Source organism: Microtetraspora malaysiensis, assembly GCF_050947145.1.
GTDB classification, from domain to species: Bacteria; Actinomycetota; Actinomycetes; order Streptosporangiales; family Streptosporangiaceae; genus Microtetraspora_A; species Microtetraspora_A malaysiensis.
This window is the reverse complement of the sequence record NZ_CP191998.1, coordinates 7,818,240-7,830,522: the sequence shown is the minus strand read 5'-3', so window position 1 is coordinate 7,830,522 and position 12,283 is coordinate 7,818,240. Positions and strand designations below refer to the sequence as shown.

The following is a 12,283-nucleotide window of genomic DNA, read 5'->3' as shown; positions in this document are numbered from 1 at the left end:
GCAGGGGAGCTCATGGGGGCGGATAGCGCAAGCCCTGGAAGTCAGCAGGCAGGCGATCCACAGGAAGTTCGGCGGGGGGAGGCTGCCTGGGGGCCGCTGAAAATGTCCGGCATCGCCAAGCGCGGACCCTGGCGATTACTGATCGAGCAGATCCGTCCGCACAAGCGGGCCCTGCTGCTCGGCGGCGCGCTCAGCCTCGTCGGCAGTCTCGCCGGGCTCGCGATGCCGCTGCTGGCGAAGACCGTGATCGACGCCTTCGGGCAGGGGGCCGACCTGGTGGGCCCGATCATCGGGCTGTCGGTGGCGGTGCTGGCCGGCGCGGTGGTGTCCGCCGGGGGACGGTTCCTGCTCGAACGCATGGGCGAGGGCGTCGTGCTCGCGTCCAGGCGGAACCTCGTGGACCGGATGCTGCGGCTTCGCGTGGCCGACGTGGACCGGCTCAAGCCCGGCGACCTGCTCTCGCGGGTCAGCTCCGACACGACGCTGCTACGCAGCGTCTGCACCGACTCCCTGGCCGGAGTGGTCAGCTCCGTGTTCATGTTCGTCGGCGCCGTGGTGATGATGGCGATCATGGACTGGGTGCTCCTGCTGGTGACGCTGGGCGTGGTGGCCCTGGTCGGCGTCGCCGGCGCCTTCATCGCCCCGAAGATCAGACGGGCGTCCCTCCAGGCGCAGGAGGCGCTCGGCGAGATGAGCTCCACGCTCGACCGGGCGCTCCAGGCGTTCCGTACGGTCAAGGCGAGCGGCGCGGAGGCCCGCGAGATCGCGGCCGTGACCGTCGCCGCCACCCGGGCGCGGGACCGGGGCGTGACGGCCGCCGCGTGGAGCTCCGCCACGGACATCAGCGCGTGGATGGCGGTGCAGTTCGCGTTCCTCGCCGTGCTCGGCGTGGGCGGGGCCCGGGTGGCGAGCGGCGCGATGGAGATCTCGGCGCTGATCGCGTTCCTGCTGTACCTGTTCTATCTGGTCTCGCCGATCGGGCAGCTCGTGCAGAGCCTCACCCAGATGCAGAACGGCCTGGCCGCGGTGACCCGCATCGAGGAGATCGCCCAGCTCCCCGCCGAGCCGCCGGTCTCCGTCGTCGCGGGCGGCGGCGCGCCCGTCGGCGTCACCTTCACCGACGTCCGCTTCCGATACGCCGACGACCGGCCGGTGATCCACGACGGCGTGACCTTCGAGGTCCCGATGGGCGGCATGACCGCGCTCGTCGGCCCGTCGGGAGCGGGCAAGTCCACGGTGTTCGGCCTGGTCGAGCGGTTCTACGAGCCCGGCTCCGGGGTCATCGCCGTGGACGGCCGCGACATCCGCGACTGGCCGCTCGACGAGCTGCGCGCCGCGCTCGGCTACGTGGAACAGGACGCGCCCATCCTCGCCGGGACGTTCCGCGAGAACCTCACCTTCGCCGCCCCCGGCGTCACCGATGAGGAGATCGCGCACGCCCTCGCCCGGACGCGCCTGGACGACCTGGTGGAGCGGCTGCCCCAGGGCCTCGACACCGCCGTGGGCCACCGCGGCGTGCTGCTCTCCGGCGGCGAGCGGCAGCGGGTCGCGATCGCGCGGGCCCTGCTGCGCAGGCCGCGCCTGCTGCTCCTGGACGAGGCGACCTCGCAGCTCGACGCCGTCAACGAGCTGCGCCTGCGCGAGGTGGTGGCCGAGGTGGCGCGCGAGACCACGGTTCTGGTGATCGCGCACCGCCTGTCCACGGTCACCGGCGCCGACCGCATCATCGTCATGGAGGCGGGCCGGGTCCGCGCCTCCGGCACCCATGAAGAGCTGGTCGAGGCCGACGACCTCTACCGGGAACTCGCCGCCACCCAGTTCCTCGTCGCCTCCTGACGCGCCGTCCGGGATCCCGTACGTCCACGCCTGGACACACACAGGTTCGGAGGGCGCGGGATCCCGCACGCCCTCGGGCGGTCACGAACGCGCCGGTTCGCCTCGGTGGGAGACCGCGAAGTGGATAACCGGTGGACGGGACGTCGCCGATTTCACTAGGGTTCCGGCCATGTCCAGCCCCGAGGCGTCAAGACGCTAGCCGCCGGCTCTTTCGGTGGCTTCCTTCGCGATCACGCCATGTCGTCGTCGACGTCATCTCGTGATGGGGCTTTGTCGTGCCTGACGCGTAGCGCGTCCTGTTGCGGGCCCTCCTGACGTAGGGCACTTCCGCGGCGGTACGTCCGCCGCGCCTGGCCGCCACCGAATCGCCGTTGCACGGGCTGTCTTTCTCCCGGATCGGTTCTCGCCGTCCACCCGGTCTCATGGTGGCGGCCGACGCCGTCGTCCCGGGAGCCGTCACGCGCGGGCGGCCCGCGCCCCTGCCGGACCGGTGCGCTTCGCGCCGCCCGCTCCGGGCGCGGCGTCAGCCCGTCGCTTCCTCGTCATCTGTCCGCGACGCGGTAGTGGGGTCTTTTCATGCCATTCGCCATCTATATCCTCGGGCTGGCGGTCTTCGCCCAGGGGACGTCCGAGTTCATGCTGTCCGGCCTGGTACCGGACATCGCCGCCGATCTGAACGTGTCCATCCCGTCCGCCGGAGCGCTGACCTCGGCGTTCGCCGTCGGCATGATCGTCGGTGCGCCGTCGGCCGCGATCCTCAGCCTGCGCTGGCCGAGGCGTACGGCGCTGCTGGTCTTCCTGATCGTCTTCATGCTCGTCCACGTGCTGGGCGCGGTCACCACCTCGTTCGGCGTCCTGCTCGCCACCCGGGTGGTCGGGGCGCTGGCGAACGCGGGATTCCTCGCCGTGGCGATCGCGACCGCCACCGGCATGGTCGCCGCCGACGCCAAGGGCCGGGCCACGTCCGTCCTGCTCGGCGGCGTCACCGTCGCGTGCGTCGTGGGCGTGCCCGCGGGCGCCCTGCTCGGCCAGATGTGGGGCTGGCGCGCGGCGTTCTGGGCCGTGGCCCTGGTCTGCGTACCGGCCGTCGTCGCGATCCTGCGCTCGGTCCTGGCCACGGGGCCGTCCATGGGGCCGTCCATGGAGCCGTCCACGCAGCCGGACGGGACGGCGCAGGCCGGAGCGCAGGGGGAACGGGCCGCGGCCGGGCCGAGCGCCCGCCGGGAACTGCGGGCGCTGCGTGACCCCCGGCTGATCGTGACCCTGCTCCTCGGCGCCCTGGTGAACGGCGCGACCTTCTGCGCGTTCACCTATCTGGCTCCGTTGGCCACCGAGGTCGGCGGCTTCGGGAACGGGTGGGTGCCGGTCATGCTCGCGCTGTTCGGGCTCGGTTCGTTCACCGGAGTGACCGTGGCCGGCCGGATGTCCGACGCGCGGCCGGTGCGGCTCCTGCTGGTCGGAGGACCGGCCCTGCTCGCCGGCTGGCTCCTGTTCGCGGTCGCGGCCGGCAACCCGGTGGTGATGGTCGTGCTCGTCTTCGTTCAGGGGACGCTCTCGTTCGCCGTGGGCTCGACCCTGATCACGCGGGTGCTCTACGCGGCGGCCGAGGCGCCGTCCCTGGGCGGGGCCTTCGCCACCGCCGCCCTCAACGTGGGCGCCGCCGCCGGTCCCCTGCTGGGCGGCGTCGCCATCGGCGCGGGCCTCGGCTATCGCTCCCCGCTGTGGGTCGGCGCGCTGCTGGTCGCCCTCGCGTTCGTCATCGCTGGCCTGGTCCGGGCCGTACGGGCCGAAAGGACGCTCACCACCGTGTCCTGACTGGAGAGCATGACAGTCAGAAATGGCGTTCCGGATTGACTTAATGTCCGGTGACCTGCGGTTATGTGGAAGCCGTACGGACCCTTTACCGCGCTGACCCGGTGGAGGGGGGTTGGATCGGGGAGGACAGGAGGTGCGGAACCTCTCCTTCGCCATGGCCGGCTCCGGGGGTGAACGCGTGCGGTGCGTCCTGGAGCCCGGCTGTGGGCGGGGCGTCCCCCGTCTCGACGTGGGGTGCCCCGCCGCCGCCTTCCGCCGTATCCTTCGGGTGACAAACGTGAATGCCTTCATTCAGGAGGTCGCCCGATGCCCGTCGTTCGCGCGCCGCGCGGCAACACGCTCACCGCCAAGGGGTGGCCGCAGGAGGCCGCCCTCCGCATGTTGCGCAACAATCTGGACCCCGAGGTGGCCGAGCACCCCGAGCAACTCGTCGTCTACGGCGGCTCGGGCCGGGCGGCGCGGGACTGGCCGTCCTATCACGCGATCGTCCGCGCGCTGACGGGCCTGGAGGCCGACGAGACGCTGCTCGTCCAGTCGGGACGGCCGGTGGGCGTGATGCAGACCCACGAGTGGGCGCCCCGGGTGCTCATCGCCAACTCCAACCTCGTGCCCGACTGGGCGAACTGGGAGGAGTTCCGCAGGCTGGAGGCCGCCGGGCTCACGATGTACGGCCAGATGACGGCCGGATCCTGGATCTACATCGGCACCCAGGGCATCCTCCAGGGCACCTACGAGACGTTCGCGGCCGTCGCGGCCAAGAGGTTCGGCGGCTCCCTGGCCGGCACGATCACCCTGACCGCCGGCCTCGGCGGGATGGGCGGCGCCCAGCCGCTCGCGGTCACCATGAACGGCGGCGTCGCCATCTGCATCGACTGCGACCCGCGCAGCATCACCCGCCGGATCGAGCACCGCTACCTCGACGTCCACGCGTCCTCGCTCGACGAGGCGCTGCGTCTCGCGTACGAGGCGCGCGACCGGCGGGAGCCGCTGTCGATCGGCGTCGAGGCCAACGCGGCGGACGCCGTACCGGAGCTGCTGCGGCGCGGCGCGGAGATCGACATCGTGACGGACCAGACGAGCGCGCACGACCCGTTGATGTACCTGCCGCTCGGCGTCGCGTTCGAGGACATGGCGGCCGAGCGGGACAAGGACCCGGCCGCCTTCACCCGCCGGGCGCGGGAGGCCATGGCCCGGCACGTCGAGGCGATGGTCGGGTTCCAGGACGCCGGGGCCGAGGTGTTCGACTACGGCAACTCGATCAGAGGTGAGGCCAAGCTCGCCGGCTACACCAGGGCGTTCGACTTCCCGGGGTTCGTGCCCGCGTACATCCGGCCGCTGTTCTGCGAGGGCAAGGGCCCGTTCCGCTGGGCCGCGCTCTCCGGAGACCCGCGCGACATCGCCGAGACCGACCGCGCCATCCTGGAGCTGTTCCCCGAGAACGAGCAGCTCGCCCGGTGGATCCGGATGGCGGGGGAGAAGGTCCACTTCCAGGGCCTGCCCGCGCGCATCTGCTGGCTCGGGTACGGCGAGCGCGACCGGGCGGGCGAGCGGTTCAACGACATGGTGGCGTCCGGGCAGATCAGCGCGCCCATCGTCATCGGCCGCGACCACCTCGACTGCGGCAGCGTGGCCTCGCCGTACCGGGAGACCGAGGGGATGGCGGACGGCTCCGACGCGATCGCCGACTGGCCGCTGCTCAACGCGATGGTCAACGTCGCGTCCGGCGCGTCCTGGGTGTCGATCCACCACGGAGGCGGCGTCGGCATCGGCCGCTCGATCCACGCGGGCCAGGTCACCGTGGCCGACGGCACGGCCCTCGCGGGAGAGAAGCTGCGCCGCGTGCTGACCAACGATCCCGGCATGGGCGTGATCCGCCACGTGGACGCCGGGTACGAGACGGCCGTCACCGTCGCCCGCGAGCACGACATCCCGGTTCCCATGCGCGACGCCTCCGTTCCCGATCTTGGGGATGAGGAGGAGGGGGACGCCGCGTTGGGGGCAGTGTGAGTGGTGGACTTGACCGGCTGTTGGACGGCCGGCGGCTGTCGCCCGTCCAACGCCGGATCGCCCACTACCTCCGAGGGCACCTCGACGAGGCGATCTTCCTGTCCAGCGTCGAGCTGGCCGAGCGTGCCGGGGTCAGCCAGCCGTCCGTGACGCGCTTCGCGATGGCTCTCGGCTTCTCGGGATATCTCGACCTGCGCCACGCGCTGCGTCCTCTGGTCGTCGGCGGGAACGGGGCGGACGGCGGCGAGCCCGGCCGCCCCGAGCCCGACCGGCTGCTGTGCGAGGCGATGGACGGCGAGATCCGCAACCTGACCCTCGTCCGGGACCGGCTGGCCGCCACCGGCCCGGCCGCCGGTCTCGCCGGCTCCCTCCGCGAGGTCGGTACGGCCCTGGCCGCGTCCGAGCCGCTGCCGGTCCTCGGCCTGCGCGTGTCGAGCGGCCTCGCCACCACGTTCGCGTACTACGCCCGGCGCATCCACCCCGACGTGCGACTGCTCGTCCACGGCGGATCGGAGCTGACTGACGGCCTGTACGCGGCCCGCAGAGCCGGCGCCGGATGGCTGCTCGCCGTCATCCTGCCCAGATATCCGGCGGAGGCGGTACGGGCGCTGGAACAGGCGAAGGAACTGGGGCTGCGCATCGCCGTGATCACCGACCGGCCGGACGTTCCGTTCCCCGCCGACGTCGTGATGGACGCGCCGGTCGGGGAGCGGCTCGTGTTCGACTCGCACACGGCGCCGATGGCCCTGGCCATGGCGCTGGTGGAGGCGATGGCGGACGCGGCCCCGCTGCGGACCCAGGCCCGGCTCGACGAGTACGAGCGGATGGCCGACCAGACCGGCGTCTTCCACCCCTGACCTCGCGCCACGCCCGTACGGGGGCCATGGGACGCCGCTTCTCTCCGGGGCGGGGCGGGCTTACCTGACCCGCTCGGCGATCTTGGTGAATCTCTCCGGGAAGCGAGTGCTGAGGAGGACGGCCCCGATCGATACGGCGGCGGTGACGATGAGAATCCCGCCGGACACCAGGAGGTATCGCGTCCACCCGGCCGAGCCGAGAAGGATCCCCGCCAGGCCGGTGACCGCGATGGGAAGCATCACCATAATGAAGGTCTTTCTCCGGCGCTCACCGGCCGGCGTCCTGGCGGGGAGTCGGGGCAGCACTCCGAAAGCGATGATGAAAAGCAGCACCGCGCCGGAGAGTCCGGCGATACGCATCTCCTTGGTGGGATCGTCCACCGGGATTTCCGGCGTATCCCACCATCGTCCCGCCGCCATTATCTGGACGACCTTGTCTTCCCATTTGCGCACCAGGATCTCGTCGCCGACGGCAACCATCGACGACGTCCCGACCGGAAAGGTCACCTTGTACGGCCGGTCGCGGTCGAGCTCCTCGACTTCCAGCCGGGGATTCGACTGAGAGCCGCGGATGTTGGGCGGGTGGATCTTCTTCGTCACCCTCGCCCGGAGCTCATGGCAGTAGCTCGCGTTATCCCATTCCGCCGGCTCGGCGCGGCAAGGGAGCGCGCTCTGAAAACGCCGGTACTCGGCCGCGCCGTCGCCGATCTGCAGGAGTCCCACTGCCATGGTGAAAAACGCCAGGACCGCGAAGGCGATGGATTTTCCCACACCGGTCGACGCTCGTCGTTTCCCGCGCAATGTATGCCGCTCCGCTCTGGACCTTCGACGTGCTCGACGGATACGGCAGCGACCCTACAAGAGGAACATGCGCAGCCGGGTCTGCGTAAGACAGGGCCGTCGACAGCACACTCTGGAGTGACGATGTGTGGGTGGCCGACTCCGCTCCGGTGGAGTGCGGCCGCTCCGGAGTGGGCGGTCCGGGGTTATGGGAAAAGCGTCACTATGGTGGGCCATTGGCATCCTCCCCTTCGTAGACAAGGGGGATTCCAACCGTCGCCGGTCAGGCTTCCTGCTTCACCGCCGGTCGCCCCGTCCGAGAGGACATTCTCGTTGAGGTCTTACACCGGCTCCACAGGCGTTTTACGTGTCCGCCAGCCCGGCGGCCAAGATGTTCTTCGCGGCGTTGACGTCCCGGTCGTGGACGGCCCCGCAGGCGCACTCCCAGGTGCGGACGTTCAGTGGCATCTTCTCCTGCAACGCCCCGCAGGCCGAGCACAGCTTGGACGAGGGGAACCACCGGTCCACGACCACCAGCTCCCGCCCGTACCACTGGGCTTTGTACTCCAGCATCGACCGCAGCTCGCGCCACGACGCGTCGGAGATGGCGCGGGCCAGGCTGTGGTTCTTGACCATGGTGCGGACGGTCAGGTCCTCGATCACGACCGTTTGGTTCTCACGGACGAGACGAGTCGAGAGCTTGTGCACGTGGTCGCGGCGGCGGTCGGCGATCCGGGCGTAGACGCGGGCGACCGTGATTCGGGCCTTGGCCCGGTTCGCGCTGCCTTTGGCTTTGCGGGCCAGCGAGCGCTGCGCCTTGGCCAGCTTGCGCCGATCGGCCCGCTCATGCCGGGGGTTGGCCACCTTCTCCCCGGTCGAGAGGGTGACCAGGGCGGTGATCCCCGCGTCCACCCCCACCGCGCTGCCGGCCGGGTCGAGCGGGCGCATCTCCTCTTCGACGAGGATGGACACGAACCACCGCCCGGCCGGGTCCTTCGACACGGTCACGGTGGACGGCTCCGCCCCCTCCGGCAGGGGGCGCGACCACACGATGTCGAGCGGGCTGTTCATCTTTGCCAGCCACAGCCGACCCTCACGCCAGCGGAACGCCGAGCGGGTGTACTCCGCCGACGCGCGGGACTTCTTGCGGGACTTGAACGCCGGATACTTGGCGCGCTTGGCGAAGAAGTTCGCGAACCCGGCCTGAAGGTGGCGCAGGGCCTGCTGCAACGGCACCGACGACACCTCGCTGAGGAAGCCGAGTTCCTCCGTCTGTTTCCACGCCGTCAACGCAGCCGAGGATTGCTCGTAGGAGACGCGGCGGCCGTCCAGCTCGTAGGCGCGGGTCCGCTCCTGCAGGGCCTTGTTGTAGACCAGGCGCACACACCCGAATGTCCGGGCAAGCTCGGCGGCCTGTCCGGGGGTCGGGTAGAAGCGGTACTTGTAGGCCCGCTTCACGGTCTGCGCCATGCCGCACACCCTGCCACAAGATCAGCCAAGAATCGCACGCATGTTCGATTTACGACAGATCGTCTACCTTTGCCCTGCCCTGCAGGAGTCCAATTCCTTCTCCGCCTGAAGGCGGAGGTTTCCTTGGAGGTTTCTGGTGACGGAACGACCTGTTGCTTTGGTGACCGGAGCATCTCGCGGGGTGGGCGCGGCCGTCGCGCGGGCCCTCGCTCCGACGCATGATCTGCTGTTGGGCGGCCGCGACCGAGCCGCGCTGGACGCCGTGTGCGCCGAGCTTCCCGGCGCGCGGCCCTGGCCGGTCGAGCTGACCTCTGTCACCGCCTCCGACGTCGCGGGCTTCGACCGGCTTGACCTGCTCGTCCACAGCGCCGGCGTCGTACGGATCGGCGAGGTCGGGGAGGCCCCGGTCGAGGACTGGCGGTGGACCTTCGAGGTCAACCTGTTCGCGGTGACCGAGCTGACCCGGCTGCTGCTGCCCGCGCTGCGCGCGGCCCGCGGGCAGGTCGTCCTGATCAACTCGACCTCCGGGCAGCGGGTCAACCCGGGCTGGGGCGCGTACGCGGCGAGCAAGTTCGCGCTGCGGGCCTTCGCGGACGCGCTGCGTCTTGAGGAGCATTCGAACGGTGTGCGCGTCGCCACCATCTACCCCGGCCGCATCGCCACCGACATGCAGAAAGACGTGCGGGAGCAGGAGGGCGGCGACTACGAAGCGGCCCGGTACATCGCCCCGGAGTCGGTCGCCAAGGCCGTGCTCGCGGCGGCGACCGCCACCCCGGACGCCCAGATCACCGAGATCACGATCCGTCCCTCCGGCTTCCCGCCCGTCTGAGCCGAGGTGATGACCGGTTCCGGCTGAATGGGTCCATTCACTAGGATGGCGCCGTGCTTGAGGCTCTCTCGGAAATCGGGCGGAGCGCCCGTACCGGTGGATATCGCAGGGACGCCTGGTCCCCGGCCGACCTGGAACTGCGCGAGTGGTTCCGTCAGGAGGCGGCGCGGCGCGGGCTGGACCTGGACGAGGATCGCAACGGAAATCTCTGGGCCTGGTGGCGGCCCGCTTCGGCGGGCGCGTCCGCCGGAGACTCCGGGGTGGTGACGGGAAGCCACCTCGACTCGGTCCGGGACGGCGGCGCCTTCGACGGCCCACTGGGCGTGGTCTCCGCGTTCCTGGCCGTCGACCTGCTGCGCGCCCGCGGCTTCGAGCCGGTACGGCCGCTCGGCGTCGTCTGCTTCACCGACGAGGAGGGCGCGCGGTTCGGCGTGCCGTGCGTGGGCTCTCGGCTGCTCACCGGCGTGCTCGACCCCGACCGGGCGCGGCGGCTGACCGACGACGAGGGCGACACGCTGGCCGAGGTGCTGGCGCGGGCGGGCCGGCGCCCCGGGGATCTCGGCGCCGACCCCGAGACCCTGGCCAGGGTGGGGGTCTTCGTGGAGCTCCACGTCGAGCAGGGCCGCGCCCTCCGGGAGCCGGTCGGCGTCGCCGAGGCGATCTGGCCGCACGGCCGGTGGCGGTTCGACTTCCACGGCGAGGCGAACCACGCGGGCACGACCGCGCTGGCCGACCGGGACGATCCGATGCTCGCCTACGCCCGCGCCGTGCTCGACGCCCGCGCCGCCGCCGAGCGGCACGACGCCCTCGCGACCTTCGGCAAGGTACGCGTCGAGCCGGGCAGCGCCAACGCCATCCCGTCCCGTGTGTCGGCGTGGCTGGACGCCAGGGGCGCGGACGAGGAGCGGGTCCGCCGGCTGGTCGCCGATCTGGCGGCGAGCGGTCCGGGGGCCGCCGACGTGGCGTGCGAGTCGTGGACGCCCGAGGTCGTGTTCGAGGCGTCGCTGCGGGACCGCGTCGCCGCCGCCGCGTCCGCCGGCCTCGCGTCCACGGACTACACCCCCGGGTCCGGTTCGTGCGGGACAGCCGGCGTGGCCGCCGTGCCGACGGGAGCCGGACACGACGCCGGGGTCCTCGCGGTCGCCGGAGTGCCCACCGCGATGCTGTTCGTCCGCAATCCCACCGGCGTGTCGCACTCGCCGCGCGAGTTCGCCGAGCCCGCCGACTGCCACGCGGGCGTCGTCGCGCTCGCCGCCGTCCTGGAGGATCTGTGCCGGAGCTGAACGCGTCCGCCGGGACCGACCGAGGCGTCACCTACTGGTGCGAGATGGCGTGGCTGCCGCCCGGCGAGGTGGTGGAGTGCGTGTCCATCCGTGTGGAGGGCGCGCGGATCGCCGCCGTCCAACCCGAGGTCCCGCCCCCGCCGGGGGCGACACGGCTCGCCGGGCTGACCCTGCCCGGCCTCGCGAACGCCCACTCGCACGCCTTCCACCGGGCGCTGCGCGGGCACACCCAGGCCGAGCGCGGCACCTTCTGGACGTGGCGCGAGCAGATGTACGCCGTGGCGGCCGGGCTCGACCCCGACCGCTATCTCGCGCTGGCCCGGGCGACGTTCGCCGAGATGTCCCTCGCGGGCGTCACCTGTGTCGGTGAGTTCCACTACCTGCACCACGGGCCCGGTGGCGTGCCGTACGACGACCCGAACGCGATGGGTCACGCGCTCATCGAGGCGGCGCGGCAGGCGGGGGTCCGCATCGCCCTGCTCGACACCTGCTACCTCACCGGCGCGATCGGGCACCCGCTCGCCGGGACCCAGCTCCGTTTCGGGGACGGCGACGCGCACCGCTGGGCCGGCAGGGTGGAGACGCTCGGCCGCTCCCTGCGCGAGGCGCACGACGTGGTGGTCGGCGCGGCCATCCACTCGGTCCGCGCGGTGCCGCCGGAGCAGATGCGCGTGGTCGCGGAGTTCGCCAACCGGCACGCGGTCCCGCTGCACGCGCACGTCTCGGAGCAGCGCGCGGAGAACCACGACTGCGTCCAGGCGTACTCGGCCACGCCGGTCCAGTTGCTGCACGAGCACGGCGCGCTCGGCCCGCGCTCGACCGCCGTCCACGCGACCCATCTCTCGGAGGTCGACATGGCGCTGCTCGGCGGCTCGACCACGCACGTCTGCATGTGCCCGACCACCGAGCGGGACCTCGCCGACGGCATCGGCCCGGCGCGCACCCTGCTGGACGGCGGCTCGCCGATCACGCTGGGCTCCGACAGCCACGCGGTCATCGACCTGTTCGAGGAGGCGCGCGCGGTCGAACTGGACGAGCGGCTCGCCACCCGCCGGCGCGGCCACTTCCGCGCCGCCGAGCTGCTCGACGCCGCCACCGCGGCCGGACACGCGTCGCTCGGTTTCCCCGACGCGGGCTTGCTCGTCCCGGGCGCGTGGGCCGATCTGGTCTCCGTACGCCTCGACTCGGTCCGTACGGCGGGCACGACCAAGGGCGCGGCGGCCGAGACGGTCGTCTTCGCGGCCACGGCGGGCGACGTGCACTCGGTCGTCTCCGGAGGCCGCCGCGTGGTCGAGGAGGGGCGGCACGTGCTGGGCGACGTCGGCGCGCTCCTGCGGGACGCCGTCGCCGACGCCAGGGGATAGCGCGGCGGGCAGACCTGCCCGAACGGGAAGACGTCGACGATC

General features: G+C 71.9%; 8 protein-coding genes and 1 pseudogene. 7 read left to right on the top strand and 2 right to left on the bottom strand.

Translation table 11 applies throughout. The features are described 5' to 3' along the window. Nucleotides 1-102: 102 nt before the first annotated feature. From ACQP1V_RS36655 to ACQP1V_RS36640, 4 genes are all read left to right on the top strand, one after another. Nucleotides 103-1,836 (top strand): ABC transporter ATP-binding protein, encoded by a 1,734-nt coding sequence (locus ACQP1V_RS36655; protein WP_433415145.1) that lies wholly within the window; start codon nt 103-105, stop codon nt 1,834-1,836. A gap of 576 nt (nt 1,837-2,412) precedes the next feature. Next, nucleotides 2,413-3,651, top strand: a complete 1,239-nt coding sequence (locus tag ACQP1V_RS36650) for a Cmx/CmrA family chloramphenicol efflux MFS transporter (RefSeq protein WP_433415143.1) — start codon at nt 2,413-2,415, stop codon at nt 3,649-3,651. Nucleotides 3,652-3,957: 306 nt separating this feature from the next. Further along, complete coding sequence (gene hutU, locus ACQP1V_RS36645) at nt 3,958-5,658, top strand: urocanate hydratase (RefSeq protein WP_433415141.1); 1,701 nt, start codon at nt 3,958-3,960, stop codon at nt 5,656-5,658. Then, nucleotides 5,655-6,515 carry a MurR/RpiR family transcriptional regulator gene (locus tag ACQP1V_RS36640; protein WP_387411514.1) on the top strand — a complete coding sequence of 287 codons (861 nt, stop codon included), beginning with the start codon at nt 5,655-5,657 and terminating at the stop codon, nt 6,513-6,515. The genes hutU and ACQP1V_RS36640 overlap by 4 nt, the downstream gene beginning before the upstream one ends. A gap of 60 nt (nt 6,516-6,575) precedes the next feature. Here the strand turns inward: ACQP1V_RS36640 and ACQP1V_RS36635 are convergent, their stop codons facing one another. Continuing rightward, nucleotides 6,576-7,316: a hypothetical protein gene (locus ACQP1V_RS36635; protein ID WP_433415139.1), complete on the bottom strand. Its 741-nt coding sequence runs from the start codon at nt 7,314-7,316 to the stop codon at nt 6,576-6,578. 262 nt (nt 7,317-7,578) lie between these two features. After that, nucleotides 7,579-8,765 (bottom strand): annotated as a pseudogene (locus tag ACQP1V_RS36630) (RNA-guided endonuclease InsQ/TnpB family protein). A 136-nt stretch (nt 8,766-8,901) separates the two neighbouring features. Between ACQP1V_RS36630 and ACQP1V_RS36625 the strand changes: the two are divergent. The 3 genes from ACQP1V_RS36625 to ACQP1V_RS36615 are packed head-to-tail and all read left to right on the top strand — an operon-like array spanning nt 8,902 to nt 12,241. Further along, nucleotides 8,902-9,594: an SDR family oxidoreductase gene (locus ACQP1V_RS36625; protein WP_387411511.1), complete on the top strand. Its 693-nt coding sequence runs from the start codon at nt 8,902-8,904 to the stop codon at nt 9,592-9,594. A gap of 53 nt (nt 9,595-9,647) precedes the next feature. Then, a complete protein-coding gene (locus ACQP1V_RS36620; RefSeq protein WP_433415136.1) occupies nt 9,648-10,877 on the top strand; it encodes an allantoate amidohydrolase in 1,230 nt (409 codons plus the stop codon). Then, nucleotides 10,865-12,241 (top strand): formimidoylglutamate deiminase, encoded by a 1,377-nt coding sequence (locus ACQP1V_RS36615; RefSeq protein ID WP_387411507.1) that lies wholly within the window; start codon nt 10,865-10,867, stop codon nt 12,239-12,241. Before ACQP1V_RS36620 ends, ACQP1V_RS36615 begins: the two co-directional genes overlap by 13 nt. Nucleotides 12,242-12,283: the final 42 nt, after the last annotated feature.